Here is a 26,070-nt window from a genome sequence, read left to right on the forward strand (position 1 = left end):
GCCTTACATCACACAAAGGCAGCCTGAAAACCTATCTACACCGCAAACACTACGCCGTTAGCGTCCCTTTGGTAGAGGGCATTTTGCCCGCCATGCGCTCATCGTATTCCACCGCCATGCGCAGCGCGCGCCCGAATGCTTTGAACACGGTTTCGGCTTGGTGGTGGGCATTTTTGCCGCGCAGGTTGTCAATATGCAGCGTTATCATGGCGTGGTTCACCAGCCCGTGGAAAAACTCGCTGAACAAGTCCACGTCAAACTTGCCGATGGTGGCGCGGGTAAAGTCAATGTGGTATTCCAGCCCTGCGCGTCCTGATAAATCCAGCACCACGCGGCTTAATGCTTCATCCAGCGGCACATAGCTGTGCCCGTAGCGGCGGATGCCGATTTTGTCGCCCAGCGCGGCTTTGAGTGCTTGCCCAAGCGTGATGCCGATGTCTTCTACGCTGTGGTGGTCGTCTATGTGCAAATCGCCCTTGCATACGATGTCTAGGTCTATCAAGCCGTGGCGGGCGATTTGGTCTAGCATGTGTTCCAAAAAGGGGATGCCTGTGTCAAAGCGGGCTTTGCCTGTGCCGTCTAGGTTGAGCGATACGGTGATTTGGGTTTCGCTGGTGTTGCGGGTGATGGTGGCGGTTCGCATGGTTGTGTCCTTGTGGTGGTGTGTGAAATGGGATTTTGAATAGGCAGCCTGAAAATCTCCGTTCAGGCTGCCTGAAAACCGCTATTCCACCGCATAGCGCAATATCGTTTTGAGTTTTTCGGGTGCGGTGCGGTTGGCGTTGCTCAGATAGATTTCGCGGTGGATATCGCTGCTGCGCCGCAAACCGTGTTCCCGGCAGAAGCGGTCCATTTCGGCAAACGAGCGCGGTTCGTCGTCAAACGTGCCGACGTGCAGAATGTTGACGCATTTGCCGTCCGACATACTCGCAAAGCGCACTTCTTCATAAAGCGGATTGGGCTTTTTGATGCGGGTTTTTTCCAGCGCGTCCTGCCACATTTCGGGGGTGACGAAATCGGGCTGGGCAATCATGACGGTGTATGCCAGACTGTCTTTGTCCAATGCGCCCTTCCCTGCCTGCGTTTTCTGCCGCCACACGCCTTCCAGCGGATAAACGGCAAAATCATCAATTTCCCGCCCTGCGGCGGTTTTTTTGTATCCCATCTTTATGGCATACGCGAGACTGTACAGCGCACCCACGCGTTCGGAAAAATCGGCGGCATTGGGGTTGCCCTTGCCGTCTATCATGATGAACCGCTGGGTGGGAACGTTGAGTAATACAGGTTGGGTTTTGATGCCGTATAGGTCTTTATGGGATTTTTTCCAGTCTTGTTTCATCGGGGTTTCCTTTCCTGTTTTCATTTTCGGGTTTCAGGCTGCCTTACGGGCAGCCGTGGATATTGTTCCCGTTTCCGGGTTTTTTTCCAGCCCAATCCGAATAGGTTTGATTTAAGGCACAAAAGGCAGCCTGAAATCTCGCGGTGATTTGGGTTTCGCTGGTGTTGCGGGTGACGGTGGCGGTTCGCATGGTTGTGTCCTTGTGGTGGTGTGTGAAATGGGATTTTGAATAGGCAGCCTGAAAACGAGCGAAGCGTGTTTCAGCGAAGCTAAAACGTATTTGAGTGCGTTTCAGGCTGCCTTTGCGTTGTTAACACAAAGAGCGCATGGTTGCTATACAGCGCATGGTAAGCGTGGTATGCGGCGCAACGCATGAAATGGCAACGCCGTATCATTGAAATGTTAATCAACTATATTTTCAGGCAGCCTAAAAAGTAGCTTAAACCGCCACCACCAAATCGCCAAAATAATGGCTGCACAAATAAATACTCATCAGCGAGAACAGCACCACCGCCAGCAGCACGCCTTTAATCATGCCTGCGTTGAGCTTGGTGATGGCTTCGGCGTTGGCGTAGAAGCCGCTTTGTTTGGCGCGAACGTGGTCGGCAATCACGTTGCCCAGCACGCGCAGCACTTGGTCGTTTTCTTCGGGCGTGCCGATGGTTAGGCGCAGGCAGTTTTGCAGCGAAGGATGCGTGCCGTGCAGGTTTTTCACCAAAATTTTGTTGTCTTTCAGCGTGTTAAACGCCAGCGTGGCATCGGGCAGGCGGGCGGTTACAAAATTGGCTTCGCTGGGGAACACGGTTACATCTTCCAACTCTGCCAGCGCGTTGCCCACGCGGGCGCGTTCGTTTTTTAGCGTTTCTATGTGCTGCGTGAACACATCGGCATGGCGCAGGGCGAAAGCGGCGGCGGCAAGGCTAAGCTGGTTCATGTTGTAAGGCGGCATGATTTTTGCCAACTCGCCCATCACGGCGGGGCTGCCCGCGGCGTAGCCCACGCGCAAGCCTGCGAAGCCGATTTTGCTTAATGTGCGCATCACGACTAGGTTTTCAGGCTGCCCTGCTTGGTCAAGCAAGCTGTCGTGGCTAAACGCGCCGTAGGCTTCGTCTATCACGATGATGCCTGTGGCGGCTTGGATGATGGCTTCCACCGCTTCGCGGCTAAACGGCACGCCCGTGGGGTTGTTGGGGTAGGCGAGAAAAATCAGCGCGGGCTTGTGTTGCTGGATGGCTTTGAGTGTGGCTTCCAAGTTGAGCGTGAAATCGGGGTTGAGCGGTACGCCGATGTAGTTCATGCCAAAGAGTTCCGCATTGCGGCGATACATCACAAAACTGGGTTCAACCGCCAGCACGGTGGCGTTGGCTTGGGCAACCAGCAGCGTAATGAACTGGATGATTTCGTCCGAGCCGTTGCCCAGCACGATTTGCGCGGCTTCGGGGATGGCAAACGTGCTGCGCAGCAAGGCGGGCAAAGGGCTGGTGGTGATGTTGGGATAGCGGTTAATTGGCGCGGCGGCAAGCTCGTGGGCAAGCTCGGCGCGCAGTTCTGCCGAAAATTGATACGGCACTTCCATTGCGTCCAGTTTGATAAAGCCATCGGGCGCATCGGCAACGTGGTAAGCGGTTTGGGCGAGAATATCGGGGCGGATAACGGATGTGGACATGGTTTGGGCTTTCGTTAGAGATGGTTAAATGGTTGAGTGGCTTGGTTAAAGCGCGTTAAATGTATCACAAAACACCAACCACGCCCAAACAGAGTTTGCAGCAGCCTGAAACCACCCCGCGCACCCCTTTTCAGGCTGCCGAAGCCGCCTAAATTTGCTATCATGGTCCCCTTTCAACCTCGTTCATTTTCAGGCTGCCTTATGTCCGTTTACACCAGCGTATCCAACGACGAAATGCGCCAACTGCTCACCCAATACCATCTCGGCGAATTTCAATCCCTGCAAGGCATCGCCCAAGGCGTAACCAACAGCAATTATTTTCTGCATACCACGAGCGGCAGCTATGTGCTCACCGTGTTTGAAACCCTAAAAGCGCACGAAGTGCCCTTTTTTATGGCGCTCACCCAACACCTAAGCGCAAACGCCGTAGCCTGCCCCGCCCCCATCGCCCAACGCAATGGCGCACTCACCGCCACATTAGCAGGCAAACCCGCCTGCATCGTAGAAAAACTCAACGGCAGCGATGTCGCCTATCCCACTGCCGCCCAATGCCGCAGCACAGGCGCAATGCTCGCCCAAATGCACCTTGCAGGCGCAACCTTTCCCCAAACCATGCCCAATCCCCGCCACGCAACATGGTGGCGCAACAGCGAAGCCCAACTCGCCCCCCACCTAGAACCCCAAGACGCGCAGCTGCTGCAAGACGAAATCGCCCACCTAGCCCAACACCCCGACACCCACCTGCCCAGCGGCATCATCCACGCCGATTTATTCAAAGACAACGTATTGCTCCACGGCGACCAAGTCGCAGGTTTCATCGATTTTTACTACGCCTGCCACGGCAGCTTTGTTTACGACATCGCCATCGCCATCAACGACTGGGCGCGCACTGCCGACAACCACATAGACCCCACCCTGCAACAAGCCTTCCTAAACGGCTACCAGAGCATCCGCCGCCTAACCCCCGCCGAACAAGACTACCTGCCCACCGCCTACCGCGCAGGCTGCATCCGCTTCTGGGTTTCCCGCCTGCTGGATTACCACTTCCCCGCCGAAGGCGAAATGACCTTTATCAAAGACCCCAACGTATTCCGCAATTTATTACTCGCCTACCGCAGCGCATAAATCGCAAAGGCAGCCTGAAAACGCATCCCCAAGCGTTTCAGGCTGCCTTTAATGTTTACTACCCACAAGGACACCCCCCATGTTCACCCCACCCCTATCCCAAATCACCACCATCGAAGACCTGCGCCAAGTTGCCTGCCGCAAGCTGCCTAAAATGTTCTACGAATACGCCGACACAGGCTCGTGGACACAATCCACCTACCACGCCAACGCCGCCGATTTCGCCCCCATCCAATTTCGCCAGCGCGTGCTGGTGGATATGGAAAACCGCAGCTTGCAAACCCAAATGCTCGGGCAAACCGTCAAAATGCCGCTCGCCATCGCCCCCACAGGGCTAACAGGTATGTTCCACGCCGATGGCGAAATCCTTGCCGCCCGCGCCTGCGAAAAATTTGGCATCCCCTACACCCTATCCACCATGTCCATCTGCTCCATAGAAGACGTTGCCGAAAACACCACCGCCCCATTCTGGTTTCAGCTTTATGTGATGCGCGACCGCGAATTTATGGCCGATTTAATCCGCCGCGCCCAAGATGCCCAATGCAGCACGCTGGTGCTCACCGCCGATTTGCAAATCGTCGGGCAACGCCACCGCGACATCAAAAACGGGCTCACCGTCCCCCCGCGCCCCACGCTCTCCAACCTGCTCAACCTGGCCAGCAAAATAGAATGGGGGCTAAAAATGCTCAACACCCAACGGCGCACCTTCCGCAACATCGCGGGACACGCCAAAGACGTAACCAACCTAGCCGAGCTGATGCCGTGGGTCGCCAAACAATTTGACCCCAAATTAAGCTGGGACGACATCGCCCACATCAAAGACCTATGGGGCGGCAAGCTCATCATCAAAGGCATCATAGACCCCGAAGACGCAGAAAAAGCCGTGCAACACGGTGCAGATGCCATCATCGTCTCCAACCACGGCGGCAGGCAGCTAGATGGCGCGCCATCCACCATCCGCGCCCTGCCCGCCATCGTGCAAGCCGTGGGCAGCCAAACCGAAGTCTGGCTAGACGGCGGCATCCGCACAGGGCAAGACATCCTAAAAGCATGGGCACTGGGCGCACGCGGCACATTCATCGGGCGACCCCATCTCTACGCGCTCGCCGCCTACGGCGAAGCAGGCGTAACCCGCGCTCTAGAAATCCTGTACAACGAAATGGATTTAAGCATGGCATTCACAGGACACCGCGACATCCAAAATGTAACCCGCGATATTTTGGTAGCAGGCAGCTACCCCAAGGCAGCCTGAAACCCAATACAATCTTTTCAGGCTGCCCCAAGAATCAATGCAGCCTGAAACAGAACATGGCGTATCGCCGCCATACCCACGCTTACCATCGCCGCAGCCCACCCCTTTCAGGCTGCCCCAACCACCGCAATCCCCTTCCCCCCAACCACCCCAGAAAGCCCCAACCATGAATCTCCCACTCAAAAAACTCTATTCAGGCAAAGTCCGCGACCTATACGAAATAGACAGCCAAACCATGCTCATCGTCGCCAGCGACCGCCTATCCGCTTTTGATGTCATACTCAACGAACCCATCCCCCGCAAAGGCGAAATCCTGACCCAAATCTCCAACTTCTGGTTCAACAAACTCGCCCACATCATGCCCAACCACTTCACAGGGCAAACCGTGTACGACATCCTGCCCCAAGCCGAAGCCCAAGCCATCGCAGCACGCGCCGTCGTCGCCAAACGGCTCACCCCCGTCAAAATAGAAGCCGTGGTGCGCGGCTACATCAGCGGCAGCGGCTGGAAAGCCTACCAAGCCACAGGCGCAATCTGCGGCATCCCACTCCCTGCCAACCTGCGCGAAGCCGAAAAACTGCCCGAAGTCATCTTCACCCCATCCACCAAAGCCGCAGTCGGCGAGCATGACGAAAACATCAGCTTCGCCCAATGCAGCGACATCATCGGCAGCGAACTTGCCCACCAAGTGCGCGCCAAAGCCATCCAACTCTACACCGAAGCCGCCGAATACGCCGCCACACGCGGCATCATCATTGCCGACACCAAATTTGAATTTGGGCTAGACGAAAACGGCACGCTCACCCTAATGGACGAAGTGCTCACCCCCGATTCCAGCCGCTTCTGGGCAGCGCAAAGCTACCAAATCGGCAGCAATCCTCCATCGTTTGACAAACAATTCATCCGCGACTGGCTAGAACACAGCGGCTGGAACAAACAGCCCCCCGTCCCCGCCATCCCCGCCGACGTACTCGCCAAAACCGTCGCCAAATACCAAGAAGCCCTGCGCCTATTGACCGCATAAACACACAAAGGCAGCCTGAAAGCTAATTTTCAGGCTGCCTAAACAAATTTGCCAGCGCACGGCTTGCAAGCAAGCCGTAGAGACGCGGGGACGCTTTTCAGACTGCCCACCGCTGTCCCCGCGTCCATCCCGCAGCCCGTAACGCCCAACCCCAACCACTCATATCCACCATCCACCGCCGACACCATTACGGCGCAACCAACAAAACCACTTTCAGGCAGCCTGAAACCATGAAAAAACGACTTTCCCAACTGCTAGCACTCATCGCCACGCTCTACGCCGCCACATCCTGCACCCTGTACACCCAGCAAGAAAACCTGTTATTCCATCCCACCCAACTGCCCGCCCACTACGCCTACGCTTTCAGGCTGCCGCACGAAGAAATCGCCCTGCCCGTAAACGGAGCAGTGCTCAACGGCTTGCATTTCCGCCAACCCCACGGCAAAGGCGCGATTTTGTTTTTCCACGGCAACGCAGGCGCATTGGACAGCTGGGGCGAAGTCGCGCAACGCTTCGCCGAGCTGGGCTACGACAGCTATGTGTTTGACTATCGCGGCTACGGCAAAAGCAGCGGGCAAATCCGCAGCCAAGCCGAGCTGCTCGCCGATGCCGAGCGCATGGCGCAGTATGTGCGCCAAAGTTTCCCCGCCGACCAAATCATCATAATCGGCTACTCCATCGGCAGCGGCATGGCGGCGCACGTTGCCGCGCAGTTGCACACGCCCAAGCTGGTGCTGATTTCGCCCTATCTGCGCCTGTGCGATTTAATCCGCGAAAAAATGCCGCTTGTGCCGCCGTTGCTTATCAAATACCCGCTGCCCACCGCCGATTATCTCGCAGCCACGCCCAACACGCAGGTGCTGATTTTCCACGGCACACACGACACGCTCATCCCCGCCACGCACGGGCAACGGCTGGCGCAAACCCTAGGCGCGCGGGCGCAGTATCACGAACTCCCCACTGGGCATAACGATATATTCAGCCAAGCAGGCTTGTGGCAAACGCTGAAACACGCCTTGCGGTAAAACGGTTAGGCAGCCTGAAACTTTTGCCACCCAACAGCAGCCTGAAAACAAGAAATGCCGTCATTCCCGCCTACGCGCACTACTGTCCGGAATAAAAATCCCCCATGCCCCACCGCCCAAAGCATTACCGAAGCCAGCGTCAACGACATCGGCCAACGCCACATCGTGCAGCCTGAAAAAGGCGCAACCTATGTTTTTGACAAAGGCTACTGCGACTACAACGGGTGGGCAGAACTAGACCAAGCAGGTGCGTATTTCGTAACCCGTCTCAAAGCCAATGCCGCTGTTGAAGTGATAGAACAACAAAGGCGGGAGTGGATAGATCGGGTACAGGGACGGTTGATTTGATGTTGAGTGGATAGGTGGTTAGGTAGTTGATGTTTAATGGGGATTTATTCCGGACAGTAGTGCGCGTAGGCGGGAATGACGGCATTTCTTATTTTTCAGGCTGCCGCTGGGGGTTTTGCAAAGATTTCAGGCTGCCTTTATCTATGCCCAATACAACAACGCCGTAGGTCAGGATTTTGACCTACGGCGTTTTGCGTGTAACAGGATGGTGTTCAATGTTTATCTGCTGGCGACAATGCGCTTGGTTGCTTGCATAAGGCAGCCTGAAATGGGCTTACACATAATCTTTCAGGCTGCCTAATGCGACTTGCCAGTCGCTGGGGGCGATGCCAAAGGCGGCTTGGATTTTGCTGCAATCTAGGCGTGAGTTGGCGGGGCGTTGGGCGGGGGTGGGGTAGTCGGTGGTGGCGATGGCGTTGAGCGTGGGGATGCGCGGCAGTAGGTTTTGCTCGGCGGCGCGGCGGAAGATTTCGCTGGCGAAGCCGTGCCAGCTGGTGTAGGGGCTGCCTGAATAGTGGTACACGCCGTATTCGGTGGATTGCGCGGCGTTGATGTGTTGGGCGATTTTTATCAGTGCGGCGGCGATGTCGCCTGCGTAGGTGGGTGCGCCGAATTGGTCGGTGACGATGCCGAGTGTGTCGCGCTCGCGCCCGAGCCGTAGCATGGTTTTGACGAAGTTGTTGCCGTGTTCGCCGAATACCCATGCGGTGCGTAGGATGATGGTGCGCGGGCAGGCGGCGAGTGCGGCGGTTTCGCCGTCTAGTTTGGTTTGCCCGTATACGCTTTGGGGGGCGGTGGGGTCGGTTTCGCGGTAGGGGTTTTCGCCTTTGCCATCAAATACATAGTCGGTGGAGATGTGTAGGAACGCTGCGCCGATGGCTTGGGCGGCTTCGGCTAGGTGGCGTGTGCCGTTTACGTTGATGGCGCGGGCGAGTTCGGCTTCGCTTTCGGCTTTATCAACGGCGGTGTGGGCGGCGGCGTTGATGATGATGCTGGGGCGGTGGGTTTGGGCAGCCTGAAATACGGCGGCGCGGTCGGTGATGTCTAGTGTGTCGCGGTCGGCGGCGATGATGGTGGTGTTGGGCTGGGCTTGCAGTTGGCGCACGAGTTGGCTGCCGACTTGTCCGTTTGCGCCTGTGATAAGGTAGGTGGTCATGGGGGCTCCTTGGGGTGGGGTTATAAAAAGGGGTTTTCAGGCTGCCTATTATAAGGGGATGGGGCGGCCTGAAATTTAGAACCTGTATTCACTATTCTCATGGGCATCTTTTATGTCCTAAAAACGCGGCTACTGCGTTAAAAATGCGCGCAAGGTATCCAACCTTGCTGTGCTTTTTGCCTTGTATCCGCGCTTTTATGTCATAAAATCTGCCTATGGAAATAGTGAATACAGGTTCTTTAAAAAATGGAGCGGCGATGGCTCGTTGGCAAATGGTTAATTGAATGGGCTGCTGTGTGGGGATTGCCATTGTGTTGGCGAGCCGCCGACGCTCCATTGCTGTTTCAGGCTGCCTATGATAGCGGCGATTAAGGCAGCCTGAAAATTGGTTCACAAGCAGTAAACAAAGTTCACAGCGTTACAACAGCCGTTCAATCGGCAGCCATGATAAAAATTTGCTTAGGGCGCGTTTGAATAGGCTGGCTTGGGGTTCGCGGGTGGCGGGCGGTTGCTCGGGGTGGTCGGGGTCGTGCCATTGGGTTTTGCCGTGGCGGTTTAGGGTTACGCGGTAGGCATCGTGTTGCGCTTGTTGGTGGAATTGGCTTTGCAGGGTTTGGGCGAGTTCGGGGCTTTGGATGACAACGCCCATTTCGGTGTTGAGCCGTGCGCTGCGGGGGTCTAGGTTAAACGAGCCAACGAATACGCGCTGTTTATCGACGATAAAGGTTTTGGCGTGCAGGCTGGTGCTGGAATTGCCTGTTAGCCCGCGGTCTTTGAGCTTGCGTTTTTTGTGGCTGCTTTCGGGTTTGAGTTCGTAGAGTTCTACGCCTGCGCGCAGCAGGGGTTTGCGGTAGCGCATATAGCCTGAATGCACGGGGGCGACATCGGTGGCGGCAAGGGAGTTGGTGAGTATGGTGGTGTGGATGCCCGATTGGGTGATGGTTTGCATGATGTCTGCGCCTGTTTTGGTGGGCACAAAATAGGGGCTGACGAGATAAAGCTCGCGCTGGGGCGTGCCTAGGGCTTTTTGGATTTCGTTCCACACGTTTACGCGCACTTTGCGGTCTAGGGCTTTGGCGGGGTCGTCGCTCACAAGCTGGATTCGGCTGGGGTAGTATTTCAGGCTGCCTTGGAGGGCGGCTTCGGGGGCGGGGTCGCTGCTGGGGGTGTTGAGTTGGGCGTTGCCGTGGGCGATGCGTTTGGTGGTGGGCTTGATGATGCTTTCCAGCGGATAGGCGGAGTCGCTGCGCCAGTAGCGGTCAAATTCTTGCGAGATGCGGGTTACGATGCTGCCGCTTACCAGCACGTCCATGTCGTTAAACGTGGTTTTTTGCGTGGTGTCGGTTAGGTATTCGTCGCCGATATTGCGCCCGCCGATGATGCTGGCGCGGTTGTCGGCGGTTAGGGTTTTGTTGTGCATACGGCGGTTTACGCGGGGGAAGTCGGCAAGATAGCCCAGCGCGCGCCATTTGCGAATCAGAAAGGGGTTGAACAGGCGGATTTGGATGTTGGGATGACGGTTGAGCGCGGTGAGAATGTCGTCCATGCCGTTGGTGTTGTTGTCGTCCAGCAGCAGGCGCACGCGCACGCCGCGCTCGGCGGCTTGGTGCAGCTTTTGCAGCAGTTGCTTGCCTGTGGTGTCGTTGTGCCAGATGTAGTATTGCGCGTCGATGGACACACTGGCGTTGTCAATTAGGCTGGCGCGTAGGGCGTAGGCTTGGTTGGCTTGGTCGATGATGTGGGTGTGGGCATTGAAAATCGGCTCGTCAAGCTGCTGGGGCTTGGGGTCGGGCGGCGGGTTGGCGGGCGCGGGGTCGCTGTTGGACGGGAGATTTAGCGCGCGTTCTAGCTGGGGGCTGTGAACGGTGGGGATGTAGATGGATGGCTCGCGCTGGTTTAGGTCGGGGAGCGTTTGGCAGGCGGTAATCAGCGGGGCGAGTAGGAGTAGGGTGGGGCGCATGGTGTGGTTTTAAGGGCGGGCGGGATTAAGGCAGCCTGAAAATTGTTAATTGTTAAAAGTGGCGCGTATTGTAGCAAAAAGCAGCCTGAAAACGCGGTTCAGTCTGCTTGTATTGTTGTATCAAAAAAGAAGAAAGGGCATTTTTATCAATCGTCTATTTCAATCAATTTGCATAAAGATTATTTTGAATATGGTTCTGTGTATACAAAATAGTAAACATAACTGGAATCTTCATTTAAGAAATGAACGTCCACATATTTCACTTTTGTAACAATAATTCTTCTCTCATTTTTTACTATTACCATATAGACCAACACGCCTATTTTTATATTTTATAGATGGGGGAGAATTGGTAATTAATAAATCATACAAATTTCCATGGTATCCATTTATCTGTGTATGGACCCACTTTTGTAATTTACTCCCACAAAATATAAACAACCTTCTTTTATGTTGCCAATATCTTTGCTTTTAAAGTAAGCGATTTGAGAAGGGATGAAAAATTATGCTGAAAGATAGAATTCGTATATAAGCAATCCAATGCCAATTACGATAAGTATGGAAGCGCGTATGTTGTCAATTATATCGGGCTTGTTTGTCTTCATAATTAGTAAAATTCACAACGGTTAAAGTGTCATCATTTTTCAGGCTGCCTCTTATCGCCTACTGCTTGCGTGGCAAAAACTGCACCAAATGCGTATTTTCGGGCAGCAGGGTTTTGCGCAGGGCGTGCCCTTGGATGATTTCCAGCGTGAGCGTTTTCAGGCTGCCTTGTTGCCATGCTTGTTGCACGAGCTGTTGCACGGTGGCTTCATCGCTGGGGCGCAGGGCTTGCCAGATGCCTAGCTCGGCGATGTCTTGCAGCAGGGCGGTGGGGCTTTGGTAGCTGAGTGTTAGGCTGATGCTGTCCACAATAGGGTCGTAGAAGTGGTGTTCCAGCAAGGCATCGCCTAGGTCGTGCATATCGATGAGCGTGGGGGCGGAGTAGGGCAGGGCGTGCTGTTGCAGGATGTGGCGGATTTCGGGCAGGCTTTGGTCGCCCAGATGGCTGAAAAACAGCAAGCCGTTGTCGTGCAGGGCTTGCGACCAGTTGGCTAGGGTGTCGCTGATGCTGTCGGCGTGGTGCAGCAGCAGGTTGCTCCACAGCATTTCGGTGCTGTTTTCAGGCAGCCTGAAAGCGATGGGCTGATGCGTTTGCGGGATTTGCCCTTTGCCCAGCCGTTTGCTAAGCCAGCTATTTTGGGCACGGCGGTTTTGCGCGGCTTGGGCGAGCCACGGGGCGCGGTGGTCGTATTCGCTGAATGTGGCTTGCGGGTAGCGTTGGGCGAGCAGGCGGCGGCTGGTGTCGTGGTCTGCGCCGTGGAGCAGGATGGTTTGGGGTTGGCGGCGCAGCAGTAGCAGGCGGCTGTCCATTTGTTCGGCGATGTGGGCGTGGATGGGGAGCATTTTTGTGGTTCTGGTAAAAAAATCGTGATTTTAGGCAGCCTGAAACGGGGCAGCAAGCAATCGTGCGTTTCAGGCTGCCTGAATGCGGGGTTTGGGCTACAATGCGCTTTTTTATCTTGAAAGGCAAACCATGTCGCAATCCATCATCAGCGTTATCGGCAAAGACCGCGTGGGTATCGTGTACAACGTATCCAAGCTGTTGGCTGAAAATCAAATCAACATCGTAAACATCAGCCAGCAGCTGATGGGCGAATTTTTTACCATGATTATTTTGGTGGACACCGCCCAATGCAGCAAAACACCGCCCGAGCTTGCCGAGCTGTTTGCCGCCGAGAGCCAAAAATTATCGCTGGAAATCCGCATTCAACACGAAGCGATTTTTAACGCCATGCACCGCATTTGAGCAAATTTCAGAACCTGCATTCACTATTTTCATAGGTAGATTTGATGACATAAAAGCGTGGATACAAGGCAAAAAGCACAGCAAGGTGTTGTGAACACCTTGCGAGCATTTTTAACGCGGTAGCCACGTTTTTAGGGCATTAAAGATGCCTATGAAAATAGTGAATACAGGTTCTAAACGATTAGGCAGCCTGAAACGGCGAAATCCATTTTCAGGCTGCCTATTGCCCCATCTCAACCCCAAAGGCAGCCTGAAAATGAAAAAAGCCCTGTTTACCGCGCTACTTGCCGCATTAAGCGCCATCGCGCAAGCCAAACCCTATCCGCAGCACGACATGAACCAACTGGTGCAGCCCAAAAGCATCAACATGGCATTGGCGAACCAAGTGTTTAACGATTTGAGAGAACACGCCATCGCCTATCCCACCCGCTTTGACAACGCCGCCGACCAGCAACGCGCCGCCGCCGAAGCCGCGCAGCTGGCCAAGCTCTTTCGGCTGATGGTTGAAACCCAAGTGGTTACGCCCAAAGACGCGCAATACACAGGCTTCTTGCGCCAAGTCGCGCAAACCAACGCCATGGCGCACAATTTAGACGTGCCCAATGCCGCCGCCGCAGCCGATAAATATTACCAAGCATGGATTGCGCGATTGAACGGCAAAGAAAAAGCCCAAGCGCAAGGCGAATTTGGCTTGTTTTTGGTGTACAGCAACCGCATAGACCGCGGCATCGCAACGTTGCAACAAGCCTTGAAAAACGGCGACCCGCTTGCCAACCGCGCGCTCGGCATCGCCTATTTAATGAAAGGCAACACCGCCAAAGCCAAGCAATATCTGCAAGCGCATCTGAAAAACAATCCGCAAGACAAGCAAGCGGCAACGCTGTTGGATGCGGTTAAAAATGGCAAAGTGGAAGTGAAGCAGCAATAAATTGATGATTAAGGCAGCCTGAAACGGCAAAACCTACTTTCAGCCTAAAAAATGCCCCAACCCCGCTTGTCCTGAAAATATATTGCAAACCCTTGCCGATTATTTTGCCAACCAACCAGCATAAATAACGGCATCAACCCAAGAAAGCCCAACCATGTCCCATATCCAATCCACCGAAATCCTAGAAACCATCCGCATGGTGTCCGACCAAAATTTTGACGTGCGCACCATCACCATCGGCATAGACCTGCACGACTGCATCTCGCCCGACATCCACACGCTCAACCAAAACATCTACAACAAAATCACCCGCATCGGCAAAGACCTAGTTGCCACCGCGCAGCATCTTTCCGCCAAATACGGCGTGCCGATTGTGAACCAGCGCATCTCGGTAACGCCCATCGCACAAATCGCCGCCGCCACAGGCGCGGATAGCTATGTGAGCATCGCGCAAACGCTTGACCGCACCGCCAAAGCCATCGGTGTATCGTTTATCGGCGGTTTTTCCGCGCTGGTGCAAAAAGGCATTTCGCCCGCCGATGAAGTGCTGATTCGCTCCATTCCCCAAGCCATGCGCACCACCGACATCGTGTGCAGCTCCATCAACATTGGCTCCACCCGCGCAGGCATCAATATGGACGCGGTGAAATTGGCGGGCGACATCATCAAGCAAACCGCCGACATCACGACAGAAGGCTTCGGCTGCGCCAAAATCGTCGTGTTCTGCAACGCGGTGGAAGACAACCCTTTCATGGCGGGCGCGTTCCACGGCGCGGGCGAAGCAGACGCGGTGATTAACGTGGGCGTGTCCGGCCCCGGCGTGGTGCAGGCTGCCTTAAAAGATTGCGCCAGCCAAAATCTCACCGAAATCGCCGAAATCGTGAAAAAAACCGCGTTCAAAATCACCCGCGTGGGCGAACTCATCGGGCAGGAAGCGGCGAAAATGCTCGGCATTCCGTTCGGCATTTTGGATTTGTCGCTCGCGCCCACACCCGCCGTCGGCGATTCCGTCGCCCGCATTTTGGAAGCGATGGGCCTGACCGTATGCGGCACGCACGGCACCACCGCCGCGCTGGCGTTGCTCAACGACGCGGTAAAAAAAGGCGGCATGATGGCTTCGTCTGCTGTGGGCGGGCTGAGCGGCGCGTTTATCCCCGTGTCGGAAGACGAAGGCATGATTGCCGCCGCCGAAACAGGCATTTTGACGCTGGACAAGCTGGAAGCCATGACCGCCGTGTGTTCCGTGGGCTTGGACATGGTGGCGGTGGCCGGCGACACCCCAGCCAGCACCATCGCGGGCATCATCGCCGATGAAGCCGCCATCGGCATGATTAACAGCAAAACCACCGCCGTGCGGATTATTCCCGTTACAGGCAAAGGCGTGGGCGAGAGCGTGGAATTTGGCGGGCTGCTGGGCTACGCGCCGATTATGCCGACCAAAGCGGGGAGCTGCGAAGCGTTTGTGAACCGCGGCGGGCGGATTCCCGCGCCTGTGCAGAGTATGAAGAATTAGCGTGGTTAGGCAGCCTGAAAGTGGGTTTTACCGTTTTAGCTTCGCTGAAACTCGCTACGCTCGTTTTCAGGCTGCCTTTATATAGATTGAATGCTGCTCATAATGCAGCCTGAAAATAGGCAACGGGCAACACGATAAGGCAGCCTGAAACCCACTACACTCGGTTTCAGGCTGCCTTTCATGCTTTGGGCTTGGGCAAAGGTTTCAGGCTGCCTATCCCCCATCATCAACATAGCGTGACGCGCGATGCTAAGAACCTGTATTCACTATTTCCATAGGCATCTTTTATGCCCTAAAAACGCGGCTACCGCGTTAAAAATGCTCGCAAGGTGTCCAACCTTGCTGCGCTTTTTGCCTTGTATCCACGCTTTTATGCCATAAAATCTACCTATGAAAATAGTGAATACAGGTTCTAATTCATTGGTGTGGCTAACCACCCCCTAAATCCTAATCCATTTCATCACAAAGGGTTATTTACAAAAACTAACGGAATGTTGGACAATGTCGCGCTTTACTCATGCTGTGTCGCTGTAATCCATTTATCGCGCCCACATCGTTGCCACCCTAAACCACGCCATTTTGCTGGCACAAAATTCCCTTAACAATAAAGAAAGTAACCCATAAACATGAAAGCCCAAACCCAGCTTAAAATTCGCACGCTCGCGCTGTGCATTGCCACGCTGCCTGCCGCCGCCTTTGCCGAAAACGCGTCCACCGAGCTGCAAAACGTGAATGTGTATGGCAAGCGCAAAATCCAAGACAGCTACACCGAATCCGAAATGTCGTCGGCAACGGGGCTCAAACTCGCACCCAAAGACACGCCGCAGTCGGTGAGCGTGATTACCCGCAAGCAGCTTGACGACTTGGGCGCAACCACGCTGGAAGACGCGCTGAAAATGACCACGGGCATCAACGTGGTGCGGCGCGGCAACTACACGCAATACCAGTCGCGCGGCTTCAACATCAATTCCATCACCACCAACGGCATCAACTCCACCATTGCCAGCGTGTCGGGCAACAACCTGCACAACGGCAAACAGCTTTCCGACACCGCCCTTTACGAGCGCATTGAAGTGTTGCGCGGCGGCAGCGGCATGAAGCAGACCAACAGCGAACCGGGCGGCTCTATCAATATGGTGTTGAAACGTCCGACTTCGCAGCCTTTGGCAGAATTTGAAGCGTCTGCCGACCGCTGGGGCACGGTGCGCGGCGTGGCGGATGTGTCGGGCGTGTTGAGCGAAGCCGCGCAAATCCGCGGCCGTGCCGTTGCCGTATTGGAGCGCGACAACACCTTCCGCGACCATGTTGACGGCAATAACGCGCTGATTTTCGCCACCGCCGACAAATTCTTCGGCGAAAAAGACAAACTCACCGTCGGCGCGCTGTACCACCGCCAAACCGAAACCCCGCTCGGCTTCGGTTTGCCGTCCGACAAACAAGGCAACCCCCTGCGCCTGAAACGCGATATTTTTTGGGGTTCGGATTGGGACAAAGCCACCCACCGCAAGCTGCACACCTTTGCCGAGTGGGAACACTACTTCAACGACGATTGGAAACTCACCGCCAAAGCCGACTACAAACGCAACACATCCGTCAGCGAGCAAGCCCAGCTTTCAGGCTCGTGCGCGTCTTGCGGCACAGACGACGGCACGCTGCCGCTGGATTCGTTTGCCCGCCACAACCGCCGCAACAGCCAATGGGCGGGCATGATGGAGCTGGACGGCAAATACGGCGCATTCGGCAATAAACACGATTTTTACGCCGCATACAGCGCAACCCGCGAAAAATTTGACATCGAACAGCGCGAACAGCCCACCGCCAACCGCGCGTTTAATCTGCACACATGGACAGGCCACGAAATCCCGCGCCCCGATTGGAGCGTGTTTGACTACCGAGACTATCGCAACAGCCGCTACACCACCCACACGCTCACGCTTGCCAACCGCTTTAATTTCGGGCGTTTCCACCTGTTGCTCGGCACAGGATACAGCCATTGGAAAAACGACTTTATCTGGTATCGCGACACCCGCAACGGCGCACCTGATTTTGCCGTGCGCAACCAAAGCCACTACCGCAAAGGCCGCTTTATCCCCTATGCCGCCGTTTCTTTTGATGTGAACGAACACAACACGCTTTACGCCAGCTACACCAGCATCTTCAAGCACACCAGCGCATTGGATGCCGACAACAAAGAACTGCCCGCCGTGTTGGGCAACAGCTACGAACTCGGCTGGAAAAGCGCGTGGCGCGAAGGTCGTTTGAACACCACGCTCGCGCTGTTCCAAACCGAAAAACACAACGAACCCATCAGCACCCGCCTGCGCCACCCCGTTACCCGCAACTGGATTTACGAACCCGTGCGCGTACAAAGTCGCGGCATTGATGCCGAAATCGCAGGCAATATCAGCGACAACTGGCAGATTTTCGCGGGCTACACCTACAACACGCGCAAATACACCAAAACCGCAGGGCGGCAGACGCTGTTTGTGGCAGGTGCGGATTTCAGCCAGCACACCCCGCGCCATATGCTGCGCGTCCACACCGCCTACCGCCTGCCGGGTGCGGCTTCGCGTTGGACGCTCACGGGCGGATTCAGCACCCAGAGCAAACACAAAAGCTGGGACGTAGCGCAGCCCTTGGGCGGCTACACCGTGTGGAACGCAGGCGTGCAATACGAGCCGAACAAACACATGAAACTCACGCTTAACGTGAACAACCTGACCGACAAGCGTTATTACGAAAACTACGAAGCCCGCACCAAAGGCTGGGGCTGGTTCTACGGCGAACCGCGTAATGTAGTGCTGAATTTCAAGTGGAAGCTATAAACAGCTTAATTGGAATGCAATAGGCAGCCTGAAAATGTGTTGAGCGTTTTAGCTTCGCTGAAATTCGCTTCGCTCGTTTTCAGGCTGCCTTTGCGGTTTTATATAAAGCATCAGAAATATGGCATTACTCAAACAATTCTTCCATCTCGCCCGCCCGTTTTGGGGCGGTAAAAACCAATGGCGCGAGTGGCTGCTGCTCGCTTCCGTTATCGGCTTCACCCTGTTTTCCATTTTGATAAGCGTGAAAATCGCCGCGTGGGACAAGCATTTTTACGACGCGCTCGCCGCGTTCAACGGCAAGGCCATGCCAGCCTTAATCGTAGAATACTGCGGCTATATGGGGCTGATTATCGCCTGTATCGTCTGCGGCGACTGGCTGCAAAAGCGGCTGATTTTCCGCTGGCGCACGCACCTGACCGAGCGTTTTCAGTCCGATTGGCTCGGCGGGCATAAACACTACCGCCTGCAACTGGCGGGCGAACCGGACAACCCCGACCAGCGCATTTCAGACGACATCTACCAGCTTGCCGACAAAAGCATCGTGCTGTTCCGTTCGTTTATCAACAACATCGCCAAATTCAGCGCGTTTGTCGCCGTGCTGTGGGGCTTGTCGGGCGTGCAGCATTTCACGCTGTTCGGACACTCGTTTACCGTGAAAGGCTATCTGGTTTGGGTTGCGCTGGCGTATTCCGCCGTCAGCACGCTGATTGCCCACTTGGTCGGGCGCAAACTGAAAGATTTGAACATCGACCGCCAGCACCGCGAAGCGGATTTTCGCGCCGCATTGTTGCGGGTGCGCGACCACGCCGAGCAGGTGGCGTTTTATCAGGGCGCGGATGCCGAGCAAGGCCGTCTGAAACAGCGTTACCGCCAAATCCGCGACAACTGGCGCAGGCTCACCAACTGCGAATTCCGCCAAGAAACCTTTTGGGCGACGTATGTGCGTATCAGCATTTTCATCCCCATTCTCGCTACGCTGCCGATGTATCTCGCCAAAACGCTCACTTTCGGCGACATGATGCAGACGCGCACATCGTTTGCCCGCGTACAGGACAGTTTCGGCTGGTTCACCGATTCCTACCGCCGGCTGGTTGAATGGGCGGCGGTGGTGGAACGTTTGGGCGGGTTTCAGGCTGCTTTGGATAGGGTGCAAAGGCAGCCTGAAAACGCTTGTTCCCACAGCCAAGCCGTTCCCTCTCCCGCTTGCGGGGGAGGGCTAGGGTGGGGGCAAACGCCTGATACCCCAGCCGATTCGGTTTCTGCCGAAACCGCACCCCCACCCCAACCCTCCCCCGCGCCAGCGCAGGAGAGAGAGCAGCGTGCAGACGGCATTAAAGGCAGCCTGAAAAGCCCAATGCAGCCTGAAAACCGCCCCGTGCTTATGCTCAACCAAACCACCGTCCACACCCCCGCAGGCAGCATGATGCTCCAAGCCGTTAGCCTTGAAGCCACCGCGCCCGAATGGCTGCTGCTGGAAGGGCGCAGCGGCATCGGCAAATCCACCCTGTTGCGCGGACTCGCAGGTTTATGGCCTTACCACGGCGGGTATTTTCACATCAACGGCAGCTTCCTGTTTATCCCGCAACGCCCCTATCTGCCGCACGGCAGCCTGCGCGACACCATCAGCTATCCGCACCCGTGCCGCCTTGCAGACGACACCCTGCACGACATTCTGCAACACGTCGGCTTAGGCAGCCTGAAAAACCGTTTGGACGAAGCCGCCGAATGGCACAGCCGCTTATCAGGCGGCGAACAGCAGCGTTTAAGCCTTGCCCGCGCCCTAGCCGCCCGCCCGCAAATCCTGTTTCTTGACGAAGCCACCAACCAGCTTGATGACGAATCCGCGCTCGCGCTGATGCGGATGCTCAAAACCGAACTGCCCGACACGCTGGTGGTCGGCATCAGCCACCAAAGCGGCGTGAAAGTGCTGTTTGACCGCCGCATCACGCTGCAACGGGCAAAGGCAGCCTGAAACGCTGTTCAGCATTGCTAAAACTGTTTTCATTCTGTAAAAGCCTGTAAACTCGTTTTGGCTTCGCCGAAACGCACTTCGTTCGTTTTCAGGCTGCCTGAAACGTTTATTCAAACTATAATCCACCCATCTCGTGCATCCGTTTATCACCCAAAAAGGAAATCCCATGTCCACCGCCCCCCGCTCCGTATTCTTCGTTTCCGACCGCACAGGTCTCACTTCCGAAAACATGGGCAACGCCCTGCTGGAACAATTTAGCGAACTCGCGTTCAAGCGCAGCACCCATCCCTTTATTGACAGCCCCGAAAAAGCCCACGCCCTTGTTGCGCAAATCAACGCCACCGCCGAGCGCGAGAACATTCATCCGCTGGTGTTTTCCAGCGTGGTCAACAACGAAATCCGCGCCATCGTCAAAACCGCCACCGCCGCCCATTTCAGCTTTTTTGATGCCTTTTTGGGGCAGCTAGAACAAGAGCTAGACAAACCCGCCCGCCACACCGTGCGCAGCCGCGTGCACGATGTCGCACGCTACGATGCCCGCATGGAAGCCGTCAATTTCGCCCTAAACCACGACGATGGCGTATCCGACCGCGAGCTGCAAGAAGCCGATGTTATCCTACTGGGCGTATCGCGCAGCGGCAAAACCCCCACCTGCCTGTATCTCGCCCTGCAATACGGCATCCGCGCCGCCAACTACCCGCTCACGCCAGACGACCTAGACAGCGACGACCTACCACGCATGGTCAAACCCTATCGCAGCAAACTGTTCGGACTCACCATAGAACCCAGCCGCCTGCACCACATCCGCCAAGAACGCCGCCCCAATTCCACCTATTCCCACCCCAACACCTGCAAACAAGAAATCGCCGACGCGCAAGCCATCTACCGCCGCCACGCCATCCCGTTTGCCAACACCACGCACAAATCGGTGGAAGAGCTTGCCGTAGAAATCCTAGAAGCCTGCCAACTGAAACGGCGGTTTTGAGTAACCCATAGGCAGCCTGAAAACGCTTTGGTAAACCATTTAGTCGCACTGCAACCGCTGCAACGCGCCGCATTCGTTTTGGTTTCGCCAAACTCGTTTTCGGGCTGCCCACCCATCCCACTATGCCCAAAAAAATCCCCATCTCCGTCCTTATCCTGCTGCACGACAACGCAGGCAACATACTCCTACTCAACCGCCTAAAACCCGACGGCTTTTGGCAATCGGTAACAGGCAGCCTAGATGCCCCCAGCGAACCCCCGTTTCAGGCAGCCCTGCGCGAAGTCGCCGAAGAAACAGGTTTCAGGCTGCATCCCAACCAACTGCGCGACTGGCATCGCAGCGTGGAATACGAAATCTACCCCCATTGGCGATACCGCTACCCCGCAGGCATCACGCGCAACACCGAGCATTGGTTCTCCGCGCAAATCCCCGCAGACAGCGTGCCAACATTAAGCGAACACTCCGCCTCCCAATGGCTGCCCGCGTTGCAAGCCGCCGAAAAAGTATTCTCGCCGTCTAACCGCGAGATTATCTTGCAATGGTTTGCCGACTTTCAGGCAGCCTGAAAATGCAAAATCGTTTGCTGCCGTGCTCATCGTTTATTGTCGTATAGATAGGCTTTCAGGCTGCCTTATCGTGTGAACCAAAGCAGCCTGAAAAACAAAACTGCCTAGTGTTAAACCAAACGATGTTTTTACTGGATAGATTGGATTTCAGGCTGCCTAATCATGCAAACAAAGGCAGCCTGAAAAACAAAACCGCTTGGGTTAAGCCAAACGATGTTTTACTGGATAGATTGGATTTCAGGCTGCCTAACGCTTCACAAATGTTTGATGCTACTGCCCATTCCCCTGCGTCCAGCCGAACGGAGCATCCTTTTTTCGGAAAAAAGCGTGCGCTTGTTCGACGACGCACGAAGTGCGGCTAGTTCGCACGCGCCGAAAAAAGGATGCGCAGTGAGGGAAGTCTGCGAAGCAGACCTGCACGCCGGGGTCGCCTTTCTTTTGCTTTGAACCTGTATTCATTGTCCACGCGAATAGATTTTGCGTCATAAAAGCATGGATACAAGGCGCAAAGCGCAGCAAGGTTGGACACCTTGCGAGCATTTGCAACGCCGTAGCCATGTTTTTAGGGCGTGAAAGCTATCGTGTGGATGATGAATGCAGGTTCACACTTTGGCGAAGCAAAGAAAGTAAGTCGCCCGCGCCGCGATAAGGCGCAAAGGTTAATCCATCAGAAACATGAACCGAAGCACAAGCAACGTTTTTTGAGTTTTATTGAACTACGTTTCAGGCTGCCTACTTCAACGCAGCCTGAAAAAATATGCAAAGCGCACAGGGGCTGTTTACAATGGGTGTGCGGCGGATTTTGCGCCATAAAACGGCATCTGCCGCGTTGAAAATACTCGCCTATGGATGGCATAGGCTCGCATTTTCGCCTTGCATCTGCCATTTTCTGACGCAAAATCCGCTGCGCAAACCAATTGTAAACAGCCCTAGCACAATCCCTTAACACACTTTAAAATACGCCCTTTTTTTGCGCACCCCCACACGAAAGCAAATCACCATGAAAAACAGAGTTAAAAACATCCACTTTGTCGGCATCGGCGGCTCAGGCATGTGCGGCATCGCCGAAGTGCTGCACAATTTAGGCTTTAACGTGTCGGGTTCAGACCAAGCGCAAAGTGCCACCACGCGCCATCTCAGCAATCTCGGCGTGCGCGTATTCCCCGGACACACCGCCGAGCACATTGACGGCGCAGAAGTCGTGGTCGCATCCACCGCCATCAAGCAAGACAATCCCGAAATTCAGGCTGCCATCGCCCGCCATATTCCCGTTATCCCCCGCTCCATGATGTTGGCAGAAATCATGCGCTTTCGCGAAAGCATCGCCATCGCAGGCACGCACGGCAAAACCACCACCACCAGTCTCACCGCATCCATTCTCGGCGCAGCAGGGCTAGACCCCACCTTCATCATCGGCGGCAAACTCACCGCCGCAGGCACCAACGCCAAGCTGGGCAAAGGCACATGGATGGTTGCCGAAGCCGATGAAAGCGATGCTTCATTTTTGTATCTATCGCCCGTGTTCACCGTCATCACCAACATTGACGAAGACCACATGGACACCTACAACCACGATGCCGACAAGCTGCGCCAAGCGTTTATAGACTTCGTGCACCGCATGCCGTTCTACGGCAAAGCCTTTCTTTGCATTGACAGCGCCAACGTCCGCGCCATCTTGCCCAAAATCCAAAAACCTTTTTCCACCTATGCCATTGATGACGACACCGCCGACATCTGGGCAACCCACGTCCGCACCCACGGCGCGCAAATGCAGTTCACGGTAAACATCAAAAAAGCCGACAGCGTGCAAACCTTTGATGTAACGCTCAACTGCGCAGGGCGACACAACGTGCTCAACGCGCTCGCCAGCATCGGCGTGGCGTTGGAATGCCAAGCCCCTGTGGCAGCCATCCAGCAAGGCTTGGCAACCTTTGGCGGCGTAGGGCGACGCTTCCAAAGCTACGGCGAAATCGCGCTGCCACAAGGCGGCAAAGCCTTGGTAATTGATGATTACGGGCATCACCCCGTAGAAATGCAAGCCACCCTAGCCGCCGCGCGTGGCGCATACCCCAACAGCCGCCTTGTGCTGGCGTTCCAACCGCATCGCTACACCCGCACCCGCGATTTGTTTGAAGATTTTGTCAATATCCTTAACAGCGTGGACGCGCTGGTGCTTACCGATGTGTACGCCGCAGGTGAAGAGCCGATTATCGCCGCCGACAGCCGCGCGCTTACCCGCGCCGTGCGCGTGCATGGCAAGCTAGAACCCATTTACTGCGCCGATGTCAATGCCCTGCCCGAAACGCTGTTGCACAACGTGTTGCAAGACGGCGATGTGGTGCTCACGATGGGCGCAGGCAGTATCAACCGCGTGGCACAAGGCTTGGTGGATTTGGCGCAGCAAAAGGCAGCCTGAAAACCAAAGGCAGCCTGAAACGCCATTCAGCGCAGTAAGTAGGGTGTGTGGCTTTGCCACGCACCGTTTAGCAAGCTCAATGATGCGCGGATGGTACAAGCGAACCACCACCGCAAACTCTCCACTACCCATTTTAGTTTCACTACGCAGGCTGCCTATTCCCCCTAATCCCAACGCTTATTCAGCCCCCCCAAAAAAGGCAGCCTGAAAACCCATAATGGAACGGCAACGGCTCGTCGCCAAAATGCCAAACCCCCAAGGCAGCCTGAAAAGCAAAACCAACCCAACCCAGCAACACCCCCAATCAAGCAGCAAGAAAGCCTCATCCATGCAATCATCCCAATCATTCGGCAAAATCGCCGTCCTAATGGGCGGCTTCTCATCAGAACGCGAAATCTCCCTAGCCAGCGGCAACGCCATACTCGCCGCCCTGCAAAGCAAAGGCATTGATGCCCACCCCTTTGACCCTGCCGCCACCAATCTCGCCGAACTCAAAACCCAAGGCTTTCAGGCTGCCTTTAACATACTACACGGCACCTACGGCGAAGACGGCACCGTGCAAGGCGCGTTGGAAGCACTCGGCATCCCCTACACAGGCTGCGGCGTGCTCGCTTCCGCGCTCGGCATGGATAAATACCGCTGCAAACTCATCTGGCAAGCACTTGGCTTGCCCATCCCCGCCTTTGCCGTGCTGCGCGACAACAGCGATTTTACCGCCGTAGAACAACAACTCGGCTTGCCCCTGTTTATCAAACCCGCCGCCGAAGGCAGCAGCGTAGGCGTACACAAAGTCCACCAAGCAGGCGAACTCGCCCAAATCTACCGCCAACTGCGCCGCGAAAACCTACACGGCGAAATCCTTGCCGAACAATTCATTTCAGGCGGCGAATACACCTGCGGCGTGCTCAACCAACAAGCCCTGCTCAGCATCCGCATCATCCCGCAAACCGAGTTCTACGACTGGGAAGCCAAATATCAACGCAACGACACCGTTTATCTCTGCCCATCCGATTTAAGCCCCGCCGATGAACAACACATCCAAAATCTCGCCCAGCAAGCCTTTGCCGCCATCGGCGGCGGCAACACCTGCGGGCGCGTAGATTTTCTCAAAGACCCAGCAGGCAAACTGTATATCCTAGAAGTCAATACCCTACCGGGCATGACCAGCCACAGCCTAATTCCCAAAGCCGCGCAACAAAAAGGCATCGCCTTTGCCGATTTATGTGTTGCGATTTTGCAAACCGCGTTCAGCAAATAGGAACCCACCGTGCTGCGATTTTTGCTTTATCTCACGCTGCTATTTTTGCTGATGACAGGCGGCATTTGGCTCTCGCGCCAGCCCTATTTTCAAATCGCCGAAATCAACATCGTTACCCCCGATGGTTCAGAAAAACTGCACCACGCCGATAAAAAACGGCTGTTTGAAACCATGCGCCCCTATTTAACAGGCAGCTTTTTCAACGTAAACCTACACGAAGCCCAACGCGCCGCCAGCAAATTAGACTGGGTGCGCAGCGTAAAAATAGACCGCATCCCGCCATCCCAAATCAAAGTAACCATAGACGAATACGAACCCGCCGCCCGCTGGATACGCAACGGCGAACAAGCAGGGCTGGTTTCCACACACGGCGAAGTGTTTCAGGCTGCCTATGCCGAAGAATTGCCCGAGTTTGATGGCGATGTAAACGAGCAAAAAGTGATGTTTGAGCAATACGAAAATTTTAATAATCAACTCAAACCTTTGCGATTAAGGATTATACGTTTACAATATAGCCCACGCGGTGCATGGGCAATGATGCTCAATAACGGCATAGAAGTCCGTCTAGGCAAAGAAGAAATCAACACACGCATGGCGCGGTTTGTGCAAGCGTTTCCCCGCCAGTTGCAAGCCAAAGCGCAATATATAGATTATGTGGATATGCGCTACGAAGACGCATTTGCCACACGGCTGCGCGCCGATGCCCCGCCGCCCGAACCCAATATTGAAGACATGATGTTGGATGATGAACAAATCATCGCCCCCAGCATTCAACCTTCCTCCAAAAAAAGCGATAAATCCAAGAAAACCATCGCCAAAATTCAAGAAAAAACCAAACCGAAAAAACAATAAACTGGAACAAA

The 26,070-nt window shown here is 55.2% G+C and carries 26 protein-coding genes; 17 read left to right on the top strand and 9 right to left on the bottom strand.

Annotation, left to right across the window (positions count from 1 at the left end; genetic code table 11):
- Positions 1–49: 49 nt before the first annotated feature.
- From hisB to hisC, 4 genes are all read right to left on the bottom strand, one after another.
- Entirely contained in the window at positions 50–643 is a 594-nt protein-coding gene (hisB, locus tag Q4A85_RS02065) for an imidazoleglycerol-phosphate dehydratase HisB (protein WP_303107454.1), read from the bottom strand.
- Between the two features lie 81 nt (positions 644–724).
- Complete coding sequence (locus tag Q4A85_RS02070) at positions 725–1,339, bottom strand: GyrI-like domain-containing protein (protein ID WP_303107456.1); 615 nt, start codon at positions 1,337–1,339, stop codon at positions 725–727.
- Between the two features lie 43 nt (positions 1,340–1,382).
- The gene (locus Q4A85_RS02075) at positions 1,383–1,529 is read right to left on the bottom strand and encodes a hypothetical protein (RefSeq protein WP_303107457.1); all 147 of its coding nucleotides are present in this window, start codon (positions 1,527–1,529) and stop codon (positions 1,383–1,385) included.
- A 249-nt stretch (positions 1,530–1,778) separates the two neighbouring features.
- The gene (gene hisC / locus Q4A85_RS02080) at positions 1,779–3,005 is read right to left on the bottom strand and encodes a histidinol-phosphate transaminase (RefSeq protein WP_303107458.1); all 1,227 of its coding nucleotides are present in this window, start codon (positions 3,003–3,005) and stop codon (positions 1,779–1,781) included.
- 201 nt (positions 3,006–3,206) lie between these two features.
- Here hisC and thrB point away from each other — a divergent pair, with 201 nt between their 5' ends.
- The 6 genes from thrB (at position 3,207) to Q4A85_RS02110 (ending at position 7,779) form a co-directional block, all read left to right on the top strand.
- The gene (gene thrB / locus Q4A85_RS02085) at positions 3,207–4,130 is read left to right on the top strand and encodes a homoserine kinase (protein ID WP_303107460.1); all 924 of its coding nucleotides are present in this window, start codon (positions 3,207–3,209) and stop codon (positions 4,128–4,130) included.
- A gap of 79 nt (positions 4,131–4,209) precedes the next feature.
- Positions 4,210–5,382, top strand: coding sequence for an alpha-hydroxy acid oxidase (locus Q4A85_RS02090; RefSeq protein ID WP_303107461.1), 1,173 nt, complete (start codon positions 4,210–4,212; stop codon positions 5,380–5,382).
- Positions 5,383–5,548: 166 nt separating this feature from the next.
- The gene (locus Q4A85_RS02095; RefSeq protein ID WP_303107463.1) at positions 5,549–6,406 is read left to right on the top strand and encodes a phosphoribosylaminoimidazolesuccinocarboxamide synthase; all 858 of its coding nucleotides are present in this window, start codon (positions 5,549–5,551) and stop codon (positions 6,404–6,406) included.
- Between the two features lie 48 nt (positions 6,407–6,454).
- A complete protein-coding gene (locus Q4A85_RS02100; protein WP_303107464.1) occupies positions 6,455–6,640 on the top strand; it encodes a hypothetical protein in 186 nt (61 codons plus the stop codon).
- Positions 6,637–7,431 (top strand): alpha/beta hydrolase, encoded by a 795-nt coding sequence (locus Q4A85_RS02105; RefSeq protein WP_303107466.1) that lies wholly within the window; start codon positions 6,637–6,639, stop codon positions 7,429–7,431. The genes Q4A85_RS02100 and Q4A85_RS02105 overlap by 4 nt, the downstream gene beginning before the upstream one ends.
- 54 nt (positions 7,432–7,485) lie before the next feature.
- Complete coding sequence (locus Q4A85_RS02110; RefSeq protein WP_303107467.1) at positions 7,486–7,779, top strand: transposase; 294 nt, start codon at positions 7,486–7,488, stop codon at positions 7,777–7,779.
- 274 nt (positions 7,780–8,053) lie between these two features.
- Here the strand turns inward: Q4A85_RS02110 and rfbD are convergent, their stop codons facing one another.
- Positions 8,054–8,935, bottom strand: coding sequence for a dTDP-4-dehydrorhamnose reductase (gene rfbD / locus Q4A85_RS02115; protein WP_303107468.1), 882 nt, complete (start codon positions 8,933–8,935; stop codon positions 8,054–8,056).
- A gap of 246 nt (positions 8,936–9,181) precedes the next feature.
- Between rfbD and Q4A85_RS02120 the strand changes: the two genes are divergently transcribed.
- Positions 9,182–9,307, top strand: coding sequence for a hypothetical protein (locus tag Q4A85_RS02120; RefSeq protein ID WP_303107470.1), 126 nt, complete (start codon positions 9,182–9,184; stop codon positions 9,305–9,307).
- Between the two features lie 46 nt (positions 9,308–9,353).
- Here the strand turns inward: Q4A85_RS02120 and Q4A85_RS02125 are convergent, their stop codons facing one another.
- Positions 9,354–10,895, bottom strand: a complete 1,542-nt coding sequence (locus Q4A85_RS02125) for a phospholipase D family protein (RefSeq protein ID WP_303107471.1) — start codon at positions 10,893–10,895, stop codon at positions 9,354–9,356.
- A gap of 663 nt (positions 10,896–11,558) precedes the next feature.
- Entirely contained in the window at positions 11,559–12,341 is a 783-nt protein-coding gene (locus tag Q4A85_RS02130; RefSeq protein WP_303107472.1) for a methyltransferase, read from the bottom strand.
- A 130-nt stretch (positions 12,342–12,471) separates the two neighbouring features.
- Here Q4A85_RS02130 and Q4A85_RS02135 point away from each other — a divergent pair, with 130 nt between their 5' ends.
- The 3 genes from Q4A85_RS02135 (at position 12,472) to Q4A85_RS02145 (ending at position 15,185) form a co-directional block, all read left to right on the top strand.
- Complete coding sequence (locus Q4A85_RS02135; protein ID WP_303107473.1) at positions 12,472–12,744, top strand: ACT domain-containing protein; 273 nt, start codon at positions 12,472–12,474, stop codon at positions 12,742–12,744.
- Positions 12,745–12,895: 151 nt separating this feature from the next.
- Positions 12,896–13,672, top strand: coding sequence for a tetratricopeptide repeat protein (locus Q4A85_RS02140; RefSeq protein ID WP_303107474.1), 777 nt, complete (start codon positions 12,896–12,898; stop codon positions 13,670–13,672).
- Positions 13,673–13,826: 154 nt separating this feature from the next.
- Positions 13,827–15,185: a PFL family protein gene (locus Q4A85_RS02145; protein ID WP_303107476.1), complete on the top strand. Its 1,359-nt coding sequence runs from the start codon at positions 13,827–13,829 to the stop codon at positions 15,183–15,185.
- A gap of 77 nt (positions 15,186–15,262) precedes the next feature.
- Here the strand turns inward: Q4A85_RS02145 and Q4A85_RS02150 are convergent, their stop codons facing one another.
- On the bottom strand, positions 15,263–15,418 hold the full coding sequence (locus Q4A85_RS02150; RefSeq protein ID WP_303107478.1) for a hypothetical protein: 156 nt from the start codon (positions 15,416–15,418) through the stop codon (positions 15,263–15,265).
- Between the two features lie 393 nt (positions 15,419–15,811).
- Here Q4A85_RS02150 and Q4A85_RS02155 point away from each other — a divergent pair, with 393 nt between their 5' ends.
- The 4 genes from Q4A85_RS02155 to nudB all read left to right on the top strand — a co-directional run bounded on the left by Q4A85_RS02155 (position 15,812) and on the right by nudB (position 21,533).
- A complete protein-coding gene (locus Q4A85_RS02155; protein ID WP_303107480.1) occupies positions 15,812–18,010 on the top strand; it encodes a TonB-dependent siderophore receptor in 2,199 nt (732 codons plus the stop codon).
- A 118-nt stretch (positions 18,011–18,128) separates the two neighbouring features.
- Positions 18,129–19,982, top strand: coding sequence for an ABC transporter ATP-binding protein/permease (locus Q4A85_RS02160; protein WP_303107482.1), 1,854 nt, complete (start codon positions 18,129–18,131; stop codon positions 19,980–19,982).
- Between the two features lie 166 nt (positions 19,983–20,148).
- Complete coding sequence (locus Q4A85_RS02165; RefSeq protein WP_303107484.1) at positions 20,149–20,967, top strand: pyruvate, water dikinase regulatory protein; 819 nt, start codon at positions 20,149–20,151, stop codon at positions 20,965–20,967.
- A gap of 122 nt (positions 20,968–21,089) precedes the next feature.
- Positions 21,090–21,533 (top strand): dihydroneopterin triphosphate diphosphatase, encoded by a 444-nt coding sequence (gene nudB / locus Q4A85_RS02170; protein WP_303107485.1) that lies wholly within the window; start codon positions 21,090–21,092, stop codon positions 21,531–21,533.
- Between the two features lie 160 nt (positions 21,534–21,693).
- On the opposite strand, the gene Q4A85_RS02175 is transcribed toward nudB, so the two are convergent.
- Positions 21,694–21,882: a hypothetical protein gene (locus Q4A85_RS02175; protein ID WP_303107486.1), complete on the bottom strand. Its 189-nt coding sequence runs from the start codon at positions 21,880–21,882 to the stop codon at positions 21,694–21,696.
- Positions 21,883–22,533: 651 nt separating this feature from the next.
- Here Q4A85_RS02175 and murC point away from each other — a divergent pair.
- From murC to Q4A85_RS02190, 3 genes are all read left to right on the top strand, one after another.
- A complete protein-coding gene (gene murC, locus Q4A85_RS02180; RefSeq protein ID WP_303107488.1) occupies positions 22,534–23,949 on the top strand; it encodes a UDP-N-acetylmuramate--L-alanine ligase in 1,416 nt (471 codons plus the stop codon).
- A 328-nt stretch (positions 23,950–24,277) separates the two neighbouring features.
- Entirely contained in the window at positions 24,278–25,207 is a 930-nt protein-coding gene (locus Q4A85_RS02185; protein ID WP_303107529.1) for a D-alanine--D-alanine ligase, read from the top strand.
- Positions 25,208–25,216: 9 nt separating this feature from the next.
- Entirely contained in the window at positions 25,217–26,059 is an 843-nt protein-coding gene (locus Q4A85_RS02190) for a cell division protein FtsQ/DivIB (RefSeq protein WP_303107490.1), read from the top strand.
- Positions 26,060–26,070: the final 11 nt, after the last annotated feature.

The organism is Kingella sp. (in: b-proteobacteria) (genome assembly GCF_030527935.1).
In the GTDB taxonomy this organism is placed as follows: domain Bacteria; phylum Pseudomonadota; class Gammaproteobacteria; order Burkholderiales; family Neisseriaceae; genus Kingella_B.

Excerpts from the sequence above, each read along its gene's own strand:
- hisB (WP_303107454.1), bottom strand. The coding sequence starts at position 643 with ATGCGAACCGCCACCATCACCCGCAACACCAGCGAAACCCAAATCACC.
- Q4A85_RS02070 (WP_303107456.1), bottom strand. The coding sequence starts at position 1,339 with ATGAAACAAGACTGGAAAAAATCCCATAAAGACCTATACGGCATCAAA.
- Q4A85_RS02075 (WP_303107457.1), bottom strand. The coding sequence starts at position 1,529 with ATGCGAACCGCCACCGTCACCCGCAACACCAGCGAAACCCAAATCACC.
- hisC (WP_303107458.1), bottom strand. The coding sequence starts at position 3,005 with ATGTCCACATCCGTTATCCGCCCCGATATTCTCGCCCAAACCGCTTAC.
- thrB (WP_303107460.1), top strand. The coding sequence starts at position 3,207 with ATGTCCGTTTACACCAGCGTATCCAACGACGAAATGCGCCAACTGCTC.
- Q4A85_RS02090 (WP_303107461.1), top strand. The coding sequence starts at position 4,210 with ATGTTCACCCCACCCCTATCCCAAATCACCACCATCGAAGACCTGCGC.
- Q4A85_RS02095 (WP_303107463.1), top strand. The coding sequence starts at position 5,549 with ATGAATCTCCCACTCAAAAAACTCTATTCAGGCAAAGTCCGCGACCTA.
- Q4A85_RS02105 (WP_303107466.1), top strand. The coding sequence starts at position 6,637 with ATGAAAAAACGACTTTCCCAACTGCTAGCACTCATCGCCACGCTCTAC.
- Q4A85_RS02110 (WP_303107467.1), top strand. The coding sequence starts at position 7,486 with ATGCCGTCATTCCCGCCTACGCGCACTACTGTCCGGAATAAAAATCCC.
- rfbD (WP_303107468.1), bottom strand. The coding sequence starts at position 8,935 with ATGACCACCTACCTTATCACAGGCGCAAACGGACAAGTCGGCAGCCAA.
- Q4A85_RS02120 (WP_303107470.1), top strand. The coding sequence starts at position 9,182 with ATGGAGCGGCGATGGCTCGTTGGCAAATGGTTAATTGAATGGGCTGCT.
- Q4A85_RS02125 (WP_303107471.1), bottom strand. The coding sequence starts at position 10,895 with ATGCGCCCCACCCTACTCCTACTCGCCCCGCTGATTACCGCCTGCCAA.
- Q4A85_RS02130 (WP_303107472.1), bottom strand. The coding sequence starts at position 12,341 with ATGCTCCCCATCCACGCCCACATCGCCGAACAAATGGACAGCCGCCTG.
- Q4A85_RS02135 (WP_303107473.1), top strand. The coding sequence starts at position 12,472 with ATGTCGCAATCCATCATCAGCGTTATCGGCAAAGACCGCGTGGGTATC.
- Q4A85_RS02140 (WP_303107474.1), top strand. The coding sequence starts at position 12,896 with ATGAAAATAGTGAATACAGGTTCTAAACGATTAGGCAGCCTGAAACGG.
- Q4A85_RS02145 (WP_303107476.1), top strand. The coding sequence starts at position 13,827 with ATGTCCCATATCCAATCCACCGAAATCCTAGAAACCATCCGCATGGTG.
- Q4A85_RS02150 (WP_303107478.1), bottom strand. The coding sequence starts at position 15,418 with ATGTTGATGATGGGGGATAGGCAGCCTGAAACCTTTGCCCAAGCCCAA.
- Q4A85_RS02155 (WP_303107480.1), top strand. The coding sequence starts at position 15,812 with ATGAAAGCCCAAACCCAGCTTAAAATTCGCACGCTCGCGCTGTGCATT.
- Q4A85_RS02160 (WP_303107482.1), top strand. The coding sequence starts at position 18,129 with ATGGCATTACTCAAACAATTCTTCCATCTCGCCCGCCCGTTTTGGGGC.
- Q4A85_RS02165 (WP_303107484.1), top strand. The coding sequence starts at position 20,149 with ATGTCCACCGCCCCCCGCTCCGTATTCTTCGTTTCCGACCGCACAGGT.
- nudB (WP_303107485.1), top strand. The coding sequence starts at position 21,090 with ATGCCCAAAAAAATCCCCATCTCCGTCCTTATCCTGCTGCACGACAAC.
- murC (WP_303107488.1), top strand. The coding sequence starts at position 22,534 with ATGAAAAACAGAGTTAAAAACATCCACTTTGTCGGCATCGGCGGCTCA.
- Q4A85_RS02185 (WP_303107529.1), top strand. The coding sequence starts at position 24,278 with ATGCAATCATCCCAATCATTCGGCAAAATCGCCGTCCTAATGGGCGGC.